Genomic DNA, 17303 nt, shown 5'->3' on the forward strand with positions numbered 1-17303 from the left:
ACGCTCCTCTGCGATCTGCAGTAGCGAATGCAATAGCCGAGGTTGCCTGCCATCGGAGAATGAAGGCGCCACTGTCCGCAGGAAACGTCGGATGTCGCTAACCGACGGTAAACAGGCGGTCCGGATTTAGCCAGTTAAGGAGGGTGGATGACCGCCCAATTGGCTAAAGTTTTATTAAAATTTTATTAAAATAGTTCGCATCATGCGGCGACGCACCTATGCTGTTTGCCGTTGGGCCGGGGGGCTAAACCTGAGGGTAAACGGCATGCCTATCGACCCAAAATTGCAGCTCGACGAATACAGCCTCGTCACCACCAGACTGATGAAAAAACATGCCGCGACCTCGGAAGAGACGGCTGACGCGGACGAGTTGAGGAACAGCACGGCCCAGCTCGCCTTGATACTGGATCTTGCTCATCAAGCCTTCACGCGGCACAAACCGGCCGCCCTCACCGTCCATCGTTTGGCGGGCAGACTCCATAAGCTCCGCCGGCAGGTTGCTCCCGCGGTCTGGCAGAAACTCGTCCCTATGGCTCAGCAGCATCGTGTCGCGGAATATTTGATCCAGGACCCGTTCACACGTTGGTCCGTCGAAAAGCCGCGCGGGTATTCAGGCGATGCAGGCCTGCTGGACATTTACTACAAGCATCCCACTGCCGACGAGACCGTGGCTTCGTCGACCTTACTTGGTCGGCAAATTTACGCATACACCAGTGAAGCTGCCAGTTCGGTGGCGGGGCGCGAGCGGCGGGATATTCTGACCAGGACGGTGGACGAGACGGCCAGGAGGACGGAAAAGGCGGAGGTGCTGGCGATTGCCTGCGGCCACCTGCGGGAAGCCGAACGCTCCGACGCATTGGCCAAGGGCAAACTGCAACGTTGGATCGGCCTGGACCAGGACCCCGTCAGCGTAGCCACTGTGAATCACGACTTTGCCGGCACGGCAGTAGAGGCACTCCAGGGCTCTGTACGCGGCATTCTTCGCCGCGCCTACGCTCTTGGCACGTTCGATCTCGTCTACGCATCGGGGCTTTACGATTACCTGCCGCGTGCCATCGGCGTCCGCCTGCTGCAAAGAGCCATGGAACTCGTCAAGCCTGGTGGCGAATTCCTGTTTGCCAATTTCAGCGACGAGATCACGACGGATGGTTACATGGAGACCTTCATGGATTGGCCACTCATCTTACGGTCGGCTGACGATATGCGGGACATCATCAATGCCGCCCTCGGCGGGAGCTCTTTCGAAGCGCAAGTATATTATGGCTCGAACCGAAATATCGTTTACGGCAAAGTCAGGAAGGGCGACCTCTAACTGGCCACAGTGCAGGAAATCGCGCGAGTCGCCCATTTTCGGCATCATCGTTGCCAGCGCTTCAGATGATCGATCAGCGCGCGCAGTTTCGGCGCGACATTCCTGCGGCTTGGGTAATAGAGGTAGAAGCCAGCAAAGCGCGGGCAATAATCCTCGAGCACCGGGAACAGTTCGCCCCGTTCCATTGCGGGGCGAAAACTCTCTTCCATGCCGAAGCTGATGCCAGCCCCGGCCACCGCCAGCTTGACCATCAACGCCATGTCATTCGTTGTGATCTCCGGCGCGACGTCGACCCGGACCTCCTTGCCGTTCTCTGCGAACTCCCAGCGATAGGGCGCGGCCTTGGGCGCCGGACGCCAGCCGATGCAGCGATAGCGGGCAAGGTCGGCGGGATGCGAAGGCACGCCAAAGCGATCGCGATAGCCAGGCGAGCAGACGGCAATTTGCCGCTCGTCGCCGGCAACCGGTACCGCGATCATGTCCTGCGCGATGACCTCGCCCAGCCGAACCCCAGCATCGTAGCCTTCGACGACGATGTCGAACTCTTCGTCGGTCACCGTGATATCGAGCTGGATCTCGGGATTGGCTTCGACAAACCCGCCAAGAAACGGCCCTGACAGGAAGCGTTCGGCAATCGATGATACGGCCAGTCGCAATTGTCCGCGCGGACGGTCGCGCAAGGCCTGTGTCACATCGAGGGCGGCGCGCATGTCGGCAATGGCTGGTCCGACCTCGGCAAAAAGCCTTTCGCCCGCCTCGGTCAGGCTGACGCTGCGCGTGGTGCGTTGCATTAGGGCAATGCCGAGGCTCTCCTCCAGCCGTTTGATGGTCTGGCTGACGGCCGAGCGGCTGACGCCCATCCGGTCGGCTGCAGCACGGAAATTCCGCTCCTCGGCCACAAGCGCAAAGACCACCAGCGCATTGATATCGGGCGACATTGGTTTGCTCAGCTTTCCACGGCGTATCGAACTGGGCGCCTTATCGCAACAATGCCTCTGCGCTATCTCCTTGGCAACCACCTCGCAGCCTAAACATCAAAGGAAAGTTGCCATGTCTCTCGACAAAGTCGTTCTCAGCACCGGTGCCTCCAGCGGCGTCGGCCAGACCCATCCTTACGTCGGCATGTGGGTCACGGCCGACCGCCACATCCGCCACGAACTCCTGCCGAGCGGCCGCTATGTCGAGGCAAGGGGAAAGCGCGAGCGCGCCTATCTCGGGCGCTATGTCGTGACCGGCAACCACATCGACTATTGGGACGACACCGGCTTCACCGCCGACGGAGACTTCGTCGACGATGTGCTGCACCACGCCGGCATGATCTTGTACCGGGACAAGTGACGAGCCGCGCGCAAGGCCGATCGGCTGGATCGGATTTCTAAGCCTTTGCTGGTACTCAATCGTCGGTGGGCGGAGTTTCCCGACAGTGTCGCAGCGCGCATTCATCACCCTGCTGATCCTGCTGGCGGTGCTTGTCGCGCTGTCGGCAGCATCGTTTCCCGGCGCGATGATCGGCTTCCTGTTCGGCATCACGATCGCCTTCTTCATCGCGATACCGGGAGCAGCCATTGGCGATGCGCTGCATCGGGCCGGCATTCCGGTGACGGGCGAGCAACTCGTCTAGGCTCTGGGCGGCCTCTACGCCGTTCGTCCTTGCCGCGGCCTGCAGGCTTGGCTGCGGCTCCGGCGAGGCGACATGGACGGAGCGCGATCAGCGGGTTGCGGATGGCCCTTCTGCTGGCCCTGCCGCGGATCGCCTGGCTGTCGGTCAATGCCATGCAACGCAATTGGCCGTGACCCCATTCAGCTCTCGAAATAGCAGGCACGGTCGAGATCGGCGATAAGCCCCGGCCCGGTCGGCAACCATCCAAGCGTGTTGCGGGTTTGCTCAGCTGAAGCCGACAGGTCCCTGCCGATGAAATGGCCGAGGAAGCCGAAATGCCCGGCCGCCTCCTCGGGGCTTTTGGAAACGACCGGCAGGTTGAGGCGGCGGCCGATGATCTCGGCGATCTCCCTGGTCGCCACGCCCTGTTCGGCAACGGCGTGATAGCTGACGCCGCCCGTCCCCTTCTCCAGCGCCAGCCTGTACAAAGTGGCGGCGTCGAGCCGATGCACCGCCGCCCAACGACTCATCCCATCGCCGATATAGGCCGACACTCCCTTTTCACGCGCAATGGCAATCAGCATCGGCACGAAACCGTGGTCGCCGTCGCCATGAACGGTCGGTGGCAGCCGCACGGTCGAGGCGCGCACGCCGCGTGCGGCTAGCGCCATGGCCGTCGCTTCGGAAGCGCGCGGCATGGCGGCCGATGGCGGCGCAGGTTTGTCGTCCTCGGTTGCGGGCTTTCCCTGCGCAAAGCCCGCAAGTCCGGAGGTGACAAGCAGCGGCCGCTCGGAACCTTCCAGCACCGCGCCGAGCGTTTCGATGGCGCGCTGGTCTGCTGCACAACTGGCGGCGAATTTCGAAAAGTCGTGGTTGAAGCCGGTATGGATGACGCCGTCCGCCTGGGCGGCACCGCTGCGCAGGCTGTCCAGGTCCTCGATATCGCCGCGATGCGCCTCGGCACCAGCGGCAATGATCGACGTCGCACCCGCTTCCGAGCGGGCAAGGCCGAGCACCTGATGACCCGCCCCAAGCAATTCCCGCACAACCGCCGAACCGACAAAACCGGTGGCGCCGGTAACGAACACACGCATGATGATTTCTCCTTGGTTTTTGCCGAGCCGCTTGGGGCAGCCCTGTTGCCGAAGGAGATAGAAGGTTGAGATCATACGATCTATGCTGTAGAATCCGAAATATCTTCGCAATCGTCCGGGAATGCTCATGGATCCGCTGTCAGACGTGCTGTCGCTGCTGAAGCCGCGCAATTATCTCTCGGCCGGGCTGGAAGCCGGTGGCGACTGGGCGATCCAGTTTCCCGACCAGCAGGCCGCCATCAAATGCGGCGCCGTGGTCTCCGGTCGGTGCTGGCTGTCGGTCGAAGGCGTCGCTGACGCGGTGCGCCTTGACGCCGGCGACTGTTTCCTGCTGCCGCGCGGCCGGCCTTTCCGCCTTGCCAGCGATCTCGGCCTGCCGACGGTCGACGCCCGAACGATCTTTTCCCCGACGCGCACCGGCGGCATCACCACCCACAATGGCGGCGGCGATTTCCTGCTGGTCAGCAGCCGCTTCGCGCTGTCCGGCGACCATGCCGGCATTCTGCTGCGGATGCTGCCGCCCATCGTCCATATCCGTGGGGACAGCGACCATTCGGCGCTCCGTTGGCCGGTGGAGCGGATGATGCAGGAATTGCGCCAGCGGCGTCCCGGCGGCTTTCTCATCGTCGAGCATCTCGCCCATATGATTCTGATCGAGGCCTTGCGCCTGCATATGGGGGCTCGTGACAGTGTCGGCTGGCTGTTCGCGCTGACCGACAGGCAGATCGGCGCCGCGATCGCCGCCATGCACGAAGACCCGGCGCATGGCTGGACATTGCAGACGCTGGCCGAGCGCACCGGCATGTCGCGATCGACCTTTGCGCTGAAGTTCAAGCAGACGGTCGGGGCCTCACCCCTCGACTATCTGACGCGCTGGCGCATGATGCTCGCCGGCGACAGGTTGATGCATTCCGGCGATCCGGTGTCCGTTATTGCGCTGGCGCTCGGCTATGAATCCGAAAGCGCCTTCAGCACGGCGTTCAAGCGCGTCATGGGCTGTTCGCCGCGCCAATACAGCCGGCGCCTGGAAACGGACTCGCCGGCGCAGGGCGAACGCGAAGCCGCCTGAGCAGGCGATCCGATGCCGGATCACCTTGCTTACAGGCTGTAGCGCGAGCGAAACTCGGCGAAGGTCATCGCCAGATGGTTCTCGTCGACCTTGCCGGTGATCCCGTCGACGCTGCCCGACTGGCTGAATTGCCAGATGGCATAATTGGTGAAGCCCGACGGTATCGGCGGTGGATTTGAGCCGTAGCGGGCGAGCCAGAGCGGGCAGTTGCCGAAGCCGCTCGGGTTGCCCAGCGCCTGCCAGATGTTGGCGCGGGTATAGATGAACGGCCAGCGGCCATTATGGGCAGACCGCACCGCCGCCACCCAATCCTTCGCCTTCTGGACATAGGCGGCCCTTGCCGCCGGTGTTGCCGGAATGAGTTCGATGTCGAGCGAGGGAATGAGGTCGCCGCTGCCGAACGACACCGTGTTGAGGAAGGCATGCGCCTGGTCGGCGCCCGAAGCGGTGTTGCGCAGGAAGTGATATCCCCCCACCAGCAATCCCGCCGCCTTGGCATCGGCAACATTGCGCACCGCGAATGCGTCCTTGCCGGTCTTGTCGGATATCTTGACGAAGGTGAACTTGACCCCGGCGTTTGCGACCCGCGTCCACTTGATGGCGCTGGCGCCGCTGCCACCGGCCTCGTTCTGATAATGCGAGACGTCGATCCCCTCACGCGTCGGCATGCCTCTGCTCCATAGCCAGGCGGGCGCCGAGAAATTCGGCGCGCCTCGTTCGTTTGATGCAAGCTGTAAGAAACTTCCCCCGAAGCTCAATGAACACACATGCGGATAGCGGTTCTCTTGTCTTCGCTGAGTTCAGTCATATTAGCCCTATCTAAGTTCGCCTCTGTGAAACCCTTCACACAGTTCTGTTTTGCAGGGACTGGACGATCCGGCCGTCGACGGCGTCCGGTTGCGCCATGGCGGCGATATGGCGTGACCTGCCGGAGCGAAAAACGGGCGGCCTTTGGCCGCCCGTTTCGTTTTCGTCGGCGACTGGATCAACATCCAGGATCAATATCCGTCGACGTCAGTGACCGCCTGCGCGAAAGCCTGCGGCGCTTCCTGGGGCAGATTGTGGCCAATGCCGCCCTCGATGGTCCGATGCGCATATTTGCCCGAAAACTTGTTGCGATAGGCCGTCGGGTTGAGATGCGGCGCGCCATTGGCATCGCCCTCGAGCGTGATTGTCGGCACGCCGATGACCGGCCCGGCGGCAAGCCGGTTTTCCAGATCGTCATATTTCGGATCGCCCGCCGCCAGCCCGCCCCGCCAGCGGTAATTGTGAATGACGATGGCCACATGGTCCGGATTGTCGAAGGCCGCGGCGCTGCGCTCGAACGTGGCGTCGTCAAAGTTCCATTTCGGCGACGCCGTCTGCCAGATCAACTTCGCGAAATCGTGCCGGTATTTGTCGTAGCCGGCCGCGCCGCGCTCGGTGGCGAAATAGAACTGGTACCACCAGTTATGCTCGGCACTTGGCGGCAGCGGCACCTTGCCCGTCTTTATGTTGCTGACGAGATAGCCGCTCACCGAGACCAGCGCCTTTGCGCGTTCCGGCCACAGCGCCGAGATGATGCAGGCGCAGCGCGCGCCCCAGTCGAAACCGGCAAGGATCGCCTTCGGAATATTGAGCGCATCCATCAGCGCGACGATGTCCTGGGCGACCACCGTTTGCTGGCCGTTTCGCATCGTGTCGGCGGACAGGAAGCGCGTCGTGCCGTAGCCGCGAAGATAGGGCACGATCACCCGGTAACCCGCCGACGCCAGCAGCGGCGCGACATCGACAAAGGCATAGATATCGTAAGGCCAGCCATGCAGCAGAATGACCGGCGGACCGTCCGCCGGACCGGCCTCGGCATAGCCGATGTCGAGAACGCCGGCCTTGACCTGCTTCGGCGCCGCGAAAGACGTGTTGGTGCCCGGCTTGACCGTAGGCAAGGTCGCCGCCTTTGCCGTGCCGGTCAGCGCGCCGGTCGCGCCGGCCAGGCCGGCCGCAGCGAGGGTCAGGGCCGCCGTGCCGAAGAAGCGGCGGCGGTCGTGATTGATTTCGTCGGTCATGGGTTTCTCCTACTGATTTGATACCGGCTGGAAAGGATGGCCCGGGTGTATCTCCCATGTGTCCCCATCCGTTCAAATTGAAAGCGGATGTGGCGAGGCGGCACCCGGACACACTGAGATACATTTCCGGCCGATCGGCACACATTCGGGATACGTCGCCTGCCTCATATGCGGAGGTCGCTGGCCTCCGGGCCATTGCGACTCAACGTTATCCTCCCCTAAGGAAACTATCTCCATGACCGCGATCGAAAAAGTCCTCTACACCGGCAAGACCCACACCACGGGCGGCCGCGACGGCGCCTCGAAAAGCCGTCCCGCATCGACCTCGGCTCCTTCGTCGAAAGCCTGGTGTATGACCACCAGGACACCGGCAAGGCCGTCTCATCAGGCGCGGAAATCGATGCCGCCGTCATGACGCGCCCGTAGGCGCTGCGGCGCATCCTCACCAACCTCGTCGACAATGCGCTGAAGTTTGCTGAGAGCGCGGAAGTCTCGGCGGAGAAAGGACCCGGCGATCACGTCGTGATCAAGGTGCTCGATCGCGGTCCCGGCATCCCCTGACGACCAGCTCGAGGCTGTTCTGCAATCGTTCTTCCGTCTCGAGCAATCGCGAAACCGCGGCAGCGGCGGCGCCGGACTTGGCCTGGCGATCGCCTATCAATTGTCTCTCGCCATCGAAGGCAGGCTCGAGCTGAAAAACCGGCCCGGCGGCGGATTGATCGCCGAAATCCATTTGCCCAATCAGATGCAAATGGGCCGCAATTCGTAATCGCAGAGCGGCTGGGTGACCAGTCTGGCGGTCGTCACACCGATCCATGATGCGCCGCTATGGCGTTCAGGAACACCTTGCCAAACTCCTTGAGCTTGGCCGCACCGACGCCGTTCACTTCGGCGAAGGCATCAAGGTCGTGCGGACGGCGCTCCGCCATGTCGATCAGCGTGCGGTCGGAGAATACCACATAGGCCGGAACCTGACGCTCCTTGGCCAGCCGCAACCGCAGCGTCTTGAGGGCGGCGAGCAGCGACGCATCGACATTTTCGCCCTGGGGTATCTGGCCAGCACGAGCCGCGCGGCGCGCCGCCCGGGTGCGCGTCTCGACGCGGTACTGGAACGGAACCTCGCCACGGCCGAGCGCATGGCCTTTTTCGGCGATGGCTAGGCCGCCATGACCGCCCGGATCCGGCATCAGGAAACCATTCGCGACCAATTGGCGGATCAGCGACAGCCAAAAGTCCTTCTTGTGCGTGGCACCATTGCCAAAGGCGGCCAGCCTGTGATGGCCCCTTGCCGCCACCTTCTCGGTTTCATGGCCAAGCAGGATGTCGATGACATGGCCGGCACCGAAGCGCTCGCCGCTCTGTGCGACCGCCGCCAGGATAAGGCGCGCCTCGGCCGTTCCGTCGGCGCGCGGTGCCTGCTCCAGGCAGTTGTCGCAATTGCCGCAAGGGGCCGCCTCTTCGCCGAAATAGCCGAGCAGCACCTGGCGGCGGCACTCGGCCGTCTCGCAATAGCCGATCAGCGTGTCGAGCCGGCCATGCGAGCGGCGCTTGTGCTCGACAGCGGCGTCCTCGTCCTCGATGAACATGCGGCGCATGCGGATGTCGCCGAGACCGTACAGCATATGCGCTTCCGCTGCTCGCCCGTCGCGGCCGGCGCGGCCGATTTCCTGGTAATAGGCTTCGAGGCTGCCCGGCAGATCGGTGTGGAAGACATAGGCGACGTCAGGCTTGTCGATACCCATGCCGAAGGCGATGGTCGCCACCATGACGACGCCCGACAGCGTCATGAAAGCGTTCTGGTTGGCGTCACGCGCCTCCTTGCTCATCCCGGCGTGATAGGCAAGCGCGGTGACGCCGTTTTTCTCGAGGAAGGCCGCCATCTCTTCGGTCTTCTTGCGCGACAGGCAATAGACGATGCCGCTGCGCCCCTGATGGCGCTCGATGAAATGGAGCAATTGCCGCTTGCTGTCCTGCTTGGGCTCGATGGCAAGCTTGATGTTCGGACGGTCGAAGCCAAGGACTTGCGTTTCCACACGCCCGCCAAACAGCCGCGTCTCGATGTCTGCCCGCGTCGTCTCGTCCGCCGTCGCCGTCACGGCAATGATCGGCACATCGGGAAAGACGCCACGCAGCTGCGACAGATCTTCGTATTCGCGCCGAAACGCCGGACCCCATTGCGAGATGCAATGCGCCTCGTCGATGGCGATCAGGCTGACATCGAGCCTGGCCAACGCATCGAGCATGCGCTCGGTCATCAGCCGTTCCGGGGCGAGGTAGAGCAGACGCGTCTGCCCCGACGCGACGCGGCGCCACGCCGCGACATTGGCGTCACGATCGATCGAGGAATTGATCGTATCGGCCGCGACGCCGGCAAGGCGGAGTGCCGCGACCTGGTCTTGCATCAGCGCTACCAGCGGTGAGACGACAATGGTCAGCCCGCCTTTGACCAGCGCCGGGACCTGGTAGCAGAGCGACTTGCCGGCACCCGTCGGCATGACCGCCAGCACATGACGGCCGGCAAGCAGCGCCTCCATCACCGACGCTTGGCCCGGGCGAAAATCGTCAAAGCCGAACACGTCCTTGAGGACGCGCCGTTTGGGATCGTGCGCCGAAACGCTCGTCGTCGATATCTGCATCACGGATGTTTTCGATCGGCCGCCCGAAGCAGCGGCATGGGGCAACGATTAGCGCAGCCCCCGTCCGACCACAACAAGCAGCAGCAACATCCCACCGATGATTGACCTGGCTGGCACCGTTAAACCTATCTTCACCAAGTTGCGGCACCGTCCAAACCCTGCGGCGATGTTTCGAGTACCGCTGCGCCAAGAGCGCACAGGCAACAGGCCCGCGCCTCCCAGGAGGCGCGGGTTTCCGTTTCTGGAGCAGGCGAAAAGGATCAGGCCAGGAAATCAGCCCGGTGCGGGGTAAAACTGTCGACCAGCCGCCCGGCCTCCAGCGCCTTGACCCCGTGCACCAGGTTGGACGGCACGATGAAGCTGCCGCCGGTCTCGATTGTTTCGGTCCGGCCGTCGATGGTCACCTCGAAGCGGCCTTCGGCGACATAGCTGGCCTGGACATGCGGATGCGAATGCAGCGCGCCGACGCCACCCTTGTCGAAACCGAACTCGACCATCATCAGTTCGTCCGTATGCAGGAGAACGCGCCGCCTGTTTCCGTCCGGTGTCGGCGTCCAGGCGCTCTCGCCGGGATGGGCGAAAATCTTGGCATCGGTCATTGTTGTCTCCTCATCGCGCCAGCCAGCCGCCGTCGACCGGAACCACCGCGCCATGCATATAGTCGGACGCCGGCGCCAGCAGAAAGACGGCGGCGTCGCCTATGTCTTCCGGCCCGCCCCAGCGACCGGCCGGGATGCGCGCCAGTATGGCCGCACTGCGGTCGGGATCGGCGCGCAGCGCCTCGGTGTTGTTGGTTTCGATATAGCCCGGCGCAATGGCGTTGACGTTGATGCCTTTTGCCGCCCATTCGCAGGCGAGCAGCCTTGTTATGCCGAGCGCGCCATGTTTCGACGCGGTATAGGACGCGACACGGATGCCGCCCTGGAAACTCAGCACCGAGGCGATGTTGACAATCTTGCCGCGCCGGCCGGGCTCGGCCAGCACGTGCGTGGCAAAACCCTGGCTCAGAAAAAACAGCGTCTTCAGATTGACGTCGATGACGTCGTCCCAGTCGGCCTCACTGAAATCGACCGCATCGGCGCGGCGGATGATGCCGGCATTGTTGACCAGGCCGTCGATCGGGCCGGTCTTTTCCCAGACCTGGTCGAGCATGGTCTTGGCGGCGGCATGATCGGCGAGATCACACCGCACGGCTTCGAACTGCCCACCGGCCTCACTGACCTTTGTTTCCGTGTCGTCCATCGCCGAGCGGCCGACGCCGATGACGGTGCCGCCGGCGCGCGCGATCGAGACAGCGATGCCCTGGCCGATGCCGGTGTTGGCGCCGGTGACCAGGATGCGCCTGCCGGCGAGGCTGAAGGCGGACGGCCCGCTCAACGCAGTTCGCCCAGCGGCACCGGATCGACATCGGTGTAGTCGACATTGTCGCCGGCCATCGCCCAGATGAAGGCGTAGTTGGAGGTACCGGCGCCCGAATGGATCGACCAGCCCGGCGACAGCACCGCCTCTTCGTTGGCCATCACCAGATGGCGGGTTTCGTCCGGCTCGCCCATGAAGTGAAAGACGCGCGCCGTCTCCGGCAGATCGAAATAGAGATAGGCCTCCATGCGCCGGTCATGCACATGGCAAGGGATGGTGTTCCACACCGAGCCCGGCGCCAGTTGCGTCATGCCGACCACCAGCTGGCAGGTCTTGACGCCGTCGGCATGGATGAACTGGAAGATCGAACGCTCGTTGCAGGTCTCCTTGCTGCCGAGATCGAGCCGCTTGGCATCGCCGATGCGGATCAGCCGGTTCGGATAGGCGTGATGCGCCGGCGCGCTGAGCAGATAGAATTTGGCCGGCGTGCCCTTATCCGCCGAAGCGAACGACACATCAGTGCTGCCCATGCCGAGATAGAGCATGTCGCGCGGCTGCAATGGATGGGCCTCGCCGTTCGCCGTCACCGAGCCGGCGCCGCCGATGTTGACGATGATCAGCTCGCGGCGGTCGAGAAAATTCTTCGTTCCCGTCGGCTTGATCGCTTCCAGCGGCAACGGCGCTGCCGCCGGCACGGCGCCGCCGACGATCATGCGGTCATAATGGGTATAGGTCAGGCTGACGCGCCCCGGCTGGAACAGGTCGTTAATATGGAAGTTGTGACGTAACTCGTCGGTTCCCATGGACGCCGCGGCTACCGGGTCGATGGCGAAACGCGAGGTGAAATCGGTATGCGGGTGACTTTGAGACATTACTGCTCCAGCTGATTCGTCTATTCGGTTTCCGCCGCCTTGACCGAGTCGGCATAAAACACCTGGCGGGAGTGCAGGCGCTCGCGGTAGCGCTGCTGGCTGGCGGTGAGATGAGCGCGCATCGCCTCGCGCGCGGCTTCGGCGTCGCCCGATGTGATCGCATTGAGGATCACCAGATGCTCGCGCTGCAGCCCGCGCTGATAGCTGTCGGACTGCACCAGCTCGGTCGACCAAGGCGAGGTGACGTCGCAGGGAATGGCGCGGCGTCCGAGCACATCGAGCATCTCGACATAGAACGGGTTGTTGGTGGCGCTGGCGATCGCCCGGTGGAAGGCGAGATCGGCCGGACCGGTCGGTTCGCTGTTGAGCAGCAGGCGCTCGAACTCGAAGAAGGCTTCCTGGATCGCCGCCTCTTGCGCCGCGTTGCGGCGGATGGCGGCGAGCCCGGCCGATTCGATTTCGACCGCCAGGCGCACTTCGAGCACGTTGAGCGCGACCGAATCCTTGGCTCCCATATCGGCGGCGAGCGCGCCGAACATGGTCGAGATGTGTTCGGTGACGAACACGCCGGCTCCCTGGCGCGCCTCGACCAGGCCATCGGCCGCAAGCTTGGCCAGCGCCTCGCGGATAACGGTGCGGCTGACGCCGAAAGTCTCGGTCAACTGTCCCTCGGTCGGCAATTTGTGGCCCGGCAGGATCTCGCCGGCATGCAGCTGCTTGCGGATGGCCGCGACGACGGTTTCCGACAGTTTGGGTTTTCTCTCGACCCTCAGGTCAACAGCGCTATCCGATGCCATGTCGCACCCCTGTTTGAAGACGCCCTATTTGCCCTATTTGAAGACACTCGGCAGCCAGAGCGAGATCGCCGGAATATACGTCACCAGTCCCAGGACCACGATACCCGCGCCATAGAACGGCCAGATCGATCGCATCGCTTCCCACACCGTGATCTTGCCGACCGCGCAAGCGACGAACTGCACGGTGCCAACCGGCGGCGTGTTCAGCCCGATGCCGAGATTGAGGATGGTGATGACGCCGAAATGCACTGGGTCGACGCCGTAATGCGTGACCAGCGGCAGGAAGATCGGCGTGCAGATGATGATCATCGGCCCCATATCCATGAACGTGCCGAGCAGCAACATCAGGACGTTGAGCAGAAGCAGCACCACCAGCGGGTCGGTGGAGATGGCGTTCATCCCCGCGATCAGCAGCACCGGCACTTTGAGATAGGCCATCAGCCAGCTGAACGAAGCCGCCGTGCCGATGATCAAAAGCACCATCGATGTCGTGCGCACCGCGCCTTTGGTGGCATGGACGAAATCGCTCCACGCCATGGACCGGTAGACGAAGACGGTGACCAGCAAGGCGTAGATGATGGCGATGCAGGAGCTTTCCGTCGCCGTGAAAATGCCCGAGCGGACGCCTCCGAAGATGATGCCGATGAGCAAAAGCCCGGGCACGGCGATCACCGCCAGCTGGCCGACGCGCGAAAAGCCGGGGAAAGCCTCGACCGGATAACCGCGGCTGCGGGCGACAAAATAGGCCGTGACCATCAGCGACGCGGCGAACAGCAGACCGGGCAGGATGCCGGCGGTGAACAGGTCGGCGATCGAAATCTTGCCGCCGCCGGCGATCGAATAGATGATCATGTTCTGCGACGGCGGCAAAAGCAGCGCGATCAGCGCCGCCATCGAGGTGACGTTGACAGCGTAGTCCGCGCCGTAGCCGCGCTCTTTCATCTGCGGGATCATCAGCCCGCCGACGGCGGCGGCTTCGGCCACCGCCGAGCCGGAAATGCCGCCGAACAATGTCGCGGCGATGATGTTGACCTGACCAAGCCCGCCCCTGACATGGCCGACCAGTGAGCCAGCAAAGGAGACGATGCGCTGCGCGATGCCGCCGCGCACCATCAGGTCGCCGGCGAAGATGAAGAACGGGATCGCCATCAGCGAGAACGCCGACATGCCGGATTTCAATTGCTGGAAGACCACCAGGGGCGGCAGGCCGAGATAAAGCACGGTGGCGAAAGATGCAGCCCCTAGGCAAAACGCGATCGGCGTGCCGGCAAACATCAACAGCGTGAAGACGCCGAACAGGATCCAGAGTTCCATCTAGGCCTCCTGCACGGCCGGCATTTCCGGCACGTCTTCGAGATTGATGTCCTTGTCGATGTCGACGCCAGACCAGCGCAGCACGATGCGCTCGGCCGAGAACAGGCAGATCAGGACGCCGCCGGCAACCAGCGGCAGATAGTCGAAACCGCCGGGAAGTTCGAGCGCCGGAATGACGGTGTGCCAGGTCAACCCGACCAGCTTGCAACCATACCAGACCATTCCGAAGCCAAAGCCGAACGCGATCAGGTCCGACAATGTGCGCAGCGCCCATTTGCTGCCCTTCGGCAGGATGTAGAGCAGCACGTCGAAGCCCATATGGTAGTTCTCGCGCACGCCGACCGCCGCGCCGAGGAAGATGAACCAGTTCATCAGCATGATGGCGGTGACTTCCGTCCAGCTCGGCGACGCGTTGAGCACGAAGCGGGAAAACACCTGGTAGGCGACGAGCGCGGTCATGACGACCATCCCGATACAGGCGAGATAGAGCGCGCCGTCGCAAATCTTCGAGAGCACCGCGCTGAAGCGCGGCGGCGCGCCGCTCCTGGCATTTCCCGCAGTCATCCGATCCTCCCGGCCTTCCGTTCCTGAAATGATTGGCGGGGCGGCGCTCTGCCGTCCCGCCAGGAGATTACTTGGTTGCCTGGATGCGCGCGGCGAGATCCTTGAGTTCCGGCGTCGACAGGTACTTGTCGTAAACCGGCTTCATCGCATCGATCAGCGGCTGCTTGTCGATCTCGCTGACCTTGACGCCGGCCTTCTCGACGATGTCGCGCGACTTCTTTTCCTGCGCATCCCACAGCTCGCGCATCTTGACGACGCTGTCCTTGGCCGCCTGCTTGACGATCGTCTGGTCTTCCGGCGACAGCTTGTCCCAGCTCGGCTTCGCCATCACCAGCACTTCCGGTACGATCTGATGCTGGTCGACGGTGTAGTGCTTGGCGACCTCATAGTGCTTGGCGGATTCGAAGCTCGGCCAGTTGTTTTCGGCGCCGTCGATGACGCCAGTTTCGAGCGCCGAATAGACCTCGCCATAGGCCATCGGCGTGGCGTTGGCGCCGAGCGCATTGACCATGTCGACGAACACGTCCGACTGGATGACGCGGAACTTCATGCCCTTGAGGTCGGCGATCGAGGTGATGTCCTTCTTGGTGTTGTAGAAGGAGCGCGCACCGGAATCGTAGAAGGCGAGACCAACCAGATCATGCGCCTCGAAGGCCTTCAGGATCTCGTCGCCGATCGGCCCGTCCATGACATGGCGCATCTGGTCGACCGAGCGGAACATGTAGGGCAGCGACGGCACAGCGGTTTCCGGCACGATGCCGTTGAACGGCCCCATCGAGACCCGGTTCAAATCGATGACACCGGTTTGCGTCTGCTCGATCGTGTCCTTCTCCTCGCCAAGCTGGGCCGAATGATAGACCTCGACCGAATAGCGCCCGGCGGTGCGCTCCTTGATCAGTTCGCCCATATATTTGACCGCCTCGACCGTCGGATATCCATCTGGATGGGTGTCGGCCGAGCGCAGCACGGTCTGGGCGTTGGCGACGCCGATCATCAGCGAGCCGAAGGCGAATGTGGCCGCCGTCAGTTTTGAAAAAAGCAACATGACTGTCTTCCTCCCTTTGTAAAAATCAAGACGCCCGGCTCAGAGCCGGTACGCCTTCTTGGCAAGCGTATAGGCAAGCTCCCGCGCCAGCTCGTGCGCCTCGTCCTCCCGCAGCCGGTGCTCGGCGACGAGACGGGCGAGAAAGGCGCAGTCGACCCGGCGCGCCACATCGTGGCGGGCGGGTATCGATGGAAAGGCGCGGGTGTCGTCATTGAAGCCGACGGTGTTGTAGAAGCCGGCGGTCTCGGTGGTCATCTCGCGGAAGCGGCGCATGCCTTCCGGGCTGTCGTGGAACCACCAGGCTGGCCCAAGCTTCAGCGCCGGATAGACGCCGGCGAGCGGCGCCAGTTCGCGCGCATAGCTGGTCTCGTCAAGCGTGAACAGGATGACGGTCAGGTCGCGCTCCAGCCCGACGCAGTCGAGCAAAGGTTTGAGTGCCGCCGCATAATCGGTGCGGGTCGGAATATCGAAGCCTTTGTCGCGGCCGAATTTTTGGAAAACACCAGGCGAATGATTGCGCCACGAGCCGGGATGGATCTGCATAACCAGCCCGTCGTCGCGGCTCATCTTGGCCATTTCGGTCAGCATCTGGGCGCGAAACAGTTTGCGCTCGCGCTCATCGTCGGAGCCGCGGCGGATGCGGTTGAACAGCTCTTCCGATGCCGCATCGGACAGATTGGCGGTCTCGGCCGTCGGATGGCCGTGATCGGACGAGGTCGCGCCGAAACTTTTGAAGAAGGCGCGGCGCTGGCGATGCGCGTCAAGATAGCCGGCCCATGTGCCGGTATCGCAGCCGCTGATCTCGCCGAGACGGTCGAGGTTGCCTAAGAAGCCCTCGAAGTCTGGATCGACGACGGCGTCCGGCCGGTAGGCGGTGACCACGCGGCCTTGCCAGCCGCTGTCGCGGATCGCCTTGTGCCATTGGAGATCATCCAGCGCCCCCTCGGTCGTCGCAACGACCTCGATGTTGAAGCGCTCGAACAGTGCACGCGGGCGATAGTCGTCCTGTTTGAGCAGGCCGGCGATGGTATCGTAGTGGCGGTCGGCGGTGCTGGCGTTGAGCGGCTCGTCAATGCCGAACAGATGCTCGAGCACATGGTCGAGCCACAGTCGCGTCGGCGTACCGCGGAAGAGGTAATAGTGCTCGGCGAAGCGCCGCCAGATCGCCCTAGGGTCGCTCTCGGCCGGCAAGCCGTCGAGCGGTGATACACCGAGGTCCTCCAGCCGCACGCCCTGGCTGAACAGCATACGGAAAATGTAGTGGTCGGGCACGACCAGCAATTGCGCCGGGTCCGGAAACGGCTCGTTGAGTGCATACCAGCGCGGATCGGTGTGGCCGTGCGGGCTGACGATTGGCAGGTCCTTGACCCCGGCATAGAGATCGCGCGCGATCGAAAGCGCACGCCCTTCAGCGGCAAAAAGCAGATCGGGGTGGGTCAATCCTGCCACGTCACTCCTCCCAAGGGCGCTATCGGTAGGATTGGGAAGAAGTAATGTCAACATACAAAAATTGGATTGTTGTATGATGACTTTTAGCCGACACCGGGTCATTGTGCGGCGGGAGAACGGATGTTACGCCGCTAGCCTCCCGACCGA

Annotated in this window: 17 protein-coding genes and 2 pseudogenes; 6 read left to right on the plus strand and 13 right to left on the minus strand. The window is 63.1% G+C overall.

The genetic code is table 11. From position 1 onward, the window contains the following. Positions 1-265: 265 nt before the first annotated feature. The gene (locus AC04SH_RS03775; protein ID WP_488573983.1) at positions 266-1312 is read left to right on the plus strand and encodes a class I SAM-dependent methyltransferase; all 1047 of its coding nucleotides are present in this window, start codon (positions 266-268) and stop codon (positions 1310-1312) included. A 44-nt stretch (positions 1313-1356) separates the two neighbouring features. On the opposite strand, the gene AC04SH_RS03780 is transcribed toward AC04SH_RS03775, so the two are convergent. After that, complete coding sequence (locus AC04SH_RS03780) at positions 1357-2250, minus strand: LysR family transcriptional regulator (protein WP_488573984.1); 894 nt, start codon at positions 2248-2250, stop codon at positions 1357-1359. A 112-nt stretch (positions 2251-2362) separates the two neighbouring features. Between AC04SH_RS03780 and AC04SH_RS03785 the strand changes: the two genes are divergently transcribed. Together AC04SH_RS03785 and AC04SH_RS03790 are read left to right on the plus strand one after the other, a co-directional pair. After that, a complete protein-coding gene (locus AC04SH_RS03785; RefSeq protein WP_488573985.1) occupies positions 2363-2650 on the plus strand; it encodes an Atu4866 domain-containing protein in 288 nt (95 codons plus the stop codon). A gap of 85 nt (positions 2651-2735) precedes the next feature. Then, positions 2736-2933, plus strand: a complete 198-nt coding sequence (locus AC04SH_RS03790) for a hypothetical protein (protein WP_488573986.1) — start codon at positions 2736-2738, stop codon at positions 2931-2933. 179 nt (positions 2934-3112) lie between these two features. Here AC04SH_RS03790 and AC04SH_RS03795 read toward each other — a convergent pair whose 3' ends face one another. Next, positions 3113-4006, minus strand: coding sequence for an SDR family oxidoreductase (locus AC04SH_RS03795; RefSeq protein ID WP_488573987.1), 894 nt, complete (start codon positions 4004-4006; stop codon positions 3113-3115). A 127-nt stretch (positions 4007-4133) separates the two neighbouring features. On the opposite strand from AC04SH_RS03795, the gene AC04SH_RS03800 reads away from it, so the two are divergent. After that, positions 4134-5075, plus strand: coding sequence for an AraC family transcriptional regulator (locus AC04SH_RS03800; protein WP_488573988.1), 942 nt, complete (start codon positions 4134-4136; stop codon positions 5073-5075). A 29-nt stretch (positions 5076-5104) separates the two neighbouring features. Here AC04SH_RS03800 and AC04SH_RS03805 read toward each other — a convergent pair whose 3' ends face one another. Both AC04SH_RS03805 and AC04SH_RS03810 read right to left on the minus strand, forming a co-directional pair. Continuing rightward, positions 5105-5743, minus strand: coding sequence for a glycoside hydrolase family 25 protein (locus AC04SH_RS03805; protein ID WP_477235238.1), 639 nt, complete (start codon positions 5741-5743; stop codon positions 5105-5107). Between the two features lie 330 nt (positions 5744-6073). Further along, on the minus strand, positions 6074-7120 hold the full coding sequence (locus AC04SH_RS03810; RefSeq protein WP_488573989.1) for an alpha/beta fold hydrolase: 1047 nt from the start codon (positions 7118-7120) through the stop codon (positions 6074-6076). A 235-nt stretch (positions 7121-7355) separates the two neighbouring features. Between AC04SH_RS03810 and AC04SH_RS03815 the strand changes: the two are divergent. Together AC04SH_RS03815 and AC04SH_RS03820 are read left to right on the plus strand one after the other, a co-directional pair. After that, positions 7356-7430 (plus strand): annotated as a pseudogene (locus AC04SH_RS03815) (peroxiredoxin); the annotation flags it as partial. Beyond that, positions 7424-7889, plus strand: a pseudogene (locus AC04SH_RS03820) (ATP-binding protein); the annotation flags it as partial. The pseudogenes AC04SH_RS03815 and AC04SH_RS03820, both read left to right, overlap by 7 nt. 34 nt (positions 7890-7923) lie before the next feature. Here AC04SH_RS03820 and recQ read toward each other — a convergent pair. The 9 genes from recQ to uxaC all read right to left on the minus strand — a co-directional run bounded on the left by recQ (position 7924) and on the right by uxaC (position 17156). Then, the gene (gene recQ / locus AC04SH_RS03825) at positions 7924-9756 is read right to left on the minus strand and encodes a DNA helicase RecQ (RefSeq protein WP_488574245.1); all 1833 of its coding nucleotides are present in this window, start codon (positions 9754-9756) and stop codon (positions 7924-7926) included. 260 nt (positions 9757-10016) lie between these two features. Beyond that, positions 10017-10355 carry a cupin domain-containing protein gene (locus tag AC04SH_RS03830; RefSeq protein WP_488573990.1) on the minus strand — a complete coding sequence of 113 codons (339 nt, stop codon included), beginning with the start codon at positions 10353-10355 and terminating at the stop codon, positions 10017-10019. A gap of 10 nt (positions 10356-10365) precedes the next feature. Beyond that, a complete protein-coding gene (kduD, locus tag AC04SH_RS03835; RefSeq protein WP_488573991.1) occupies positions 10366-11133 on the minus strand; it encodes a 2-dehydro-3-deoxy-D-gluconate 5-dehydrogenase KduD in 768 nt (255 codons plus the stop codon). After that, positions 11130-11987, minus strand: a complete 858-nt coding sequence (gene kduI, locus AC04SH_RS03840) for a 5-dehydro-4-deoxy-D-glucuronate isomerase (protein WP_488573992.1) — start codon at positions 11985-11987, stop codon at positions 11130-11132. The genes kduD and kduI overlap by 4 nt, the downstream gene beginning before the upstream one ends. 20 nt (positions 11988-12007) lie before the next feature. Beyond that, positions 12008-12784 (minus strand): FadR/GntR family transcriptional regulator, encoded by a 777-nt coding sequence (locus tag AC04SH_RS03845; RefSeq protein WP_488573993.1) that lies wholly within the window; start codon positions 12782-12784, stop codon positions 12008-12010. A 33-nt stretch (positions 12785-12817) separates the two neighbouring features. After that, on the minus strand, positions 12818-14098 hold the full coding sequence (locus AC04SH_RS03850) for a TRAP transporter large permease (RefSeq protein ID WP_203280293.1): 1281 nt from the start codon (positions 14096-14098) through the stop codon (positions 12818-12820). Then, positions 14099-14662, minus strand: coding sequence for a TRAP transporter small permease (locus AC04SH_RS03855; protein ID WP_477235252.1), 564 nt, complete (start codon positions 14660-14662; stop codon positions 14099-14101). A gap of 67 nt (positions 14663-14729) precedes the next feature. Continuing rightward, on the minus strand, positions 14730-15707 hold the full coding sequence (locus tag AC04SH_RS03860) for a TRAP transporter substrate-binding protein (RefSeq protein WP_488573994.1): 978 nt from the start codon (positions 15705-15707) through the stop codon (positions 14730-14732). A 39-nt stretch (positions 15708-15746) separates the two neighbouring features. Further along, positions 15747-17156: a glucuronate isomerase gene (gene uxaC / locus AC04SH_RS03865; protein ID WP_488573995.1), complete on the minus strand. Its 1410-nt coding sequence runs from the start codon at positions 17154-17156 to the stop codon at positions 15747-15749. Positions 17157-17303: the final 147 nt, after the last annotated feature.

The sequence above is a fragment of the Mesorhizobium sp. CNPSo 4688 genome (genome assembly GCF_057784295.1).

Excerpts from the sequence above, each read along its gene's own strand:
- AC04SH_RS03830 (WP_488573990.1), bottom strand. The coding sequence starts at position 10,355 with ATGACCGATGCCAAGATTTTCGCCCATCCCGGCGAGAGCGCCTGGACG.
- AC04SH_RS03775 (WP_488573983.1), top strand. The coding sequence starts at position 266 with ATGCCTATCGACCCAAAATTGCAGCTCGACGAATACAGCCTCGTCACC.
- AC04SH_RS03810 (WP_488573989.1), bottom strand. The coding sequence starts at position 7,120 with ATGACCGACGAAATCAATCACGACCGCCGCCGCTTCTTCGGCACGGCG.
- recQ (WP_488574245.1), bottom strand. The coding sequence starts at position 9,756 with ATGCAGATATCGACGACGAGCGTTTCGGCGCACGATCCCAAACGGCGC.
- kduI (WP_488573992.1), bottom strand. The coding sequence starts at position 11,987 with ATGTCTCAAAGTCACCCGCATACCGATTTCACCTCGCGTTTCGCCATC.
- AC04SH_RS03855 (WP_477235252.1), bottom strand. The coding sequence starts at position 14,662 with ATGACTGCGGGAAATGCCAGGAGCGGCGCGCCGCCGCGCTTCAGCGCG.
- AC04SH_RS03850 (WP_203280293.1), bottom strand. The coding sequence starts at position 14,098 with ATGGAACTCTGGATCCTGTTCGGCGTCTTCACGCTGTTGATGTTTGCC.
- AC04SH_RS03845 (WP_488573993.1), bottom strand. The coding sequence starts at position 12,784 with ATGGCATCGGATAGCGCTGTTGACCTGAGGGTCGAGAGAAAACCCAAA.
- AC04SH_RS03860 (WP_488573994.1), bottom strand. The coding sequence starts at position 15,707 with ATGTTGCTTTTTTCAAAACTGACGGCGGCCACATTCGCCTTCGGCTCG.
- AC04SH_RS03780 (WP_488573984.1), bottom strand. The coding sequence starts at position 2,250 with ATGTCGCCCGATATCAATGCGCTGGTGGTCTTTGCGCTTGTGGCCGAG.
- AC04SH_RS03795 (WP_488573987.1), bottom strand. The coding sequence starts at position 4,006 with ATGCGTGTGTTCGTTACCGGCGCCACCGGTTTTGTCGGTTCGGCGGTT.
- AC04SH_RS03805 (WP_477235238.1), bottom strand. The coding sequence starts at position 5,743 with ATGCCGACGCGTGAGGGGATCGACGTCTCGCATTATCAGAACGAGGCC.
- AC04SH_RS03785 (WP_488573985.1), top strand. The coding sequence starts at position 2,363 with ATGTCTCTCGACAAAGTCGTTCTCAGCACCGGTGCCTCCAGCGGCGTC.
- AC04SH_RS03800 (WP_488573988.1), top strand. The coding sequence starts at position 4,134 with ATGGATCCGCTGTCAGACGTGCTGTCGCTGCTGAAGCCGCGCAATTAT.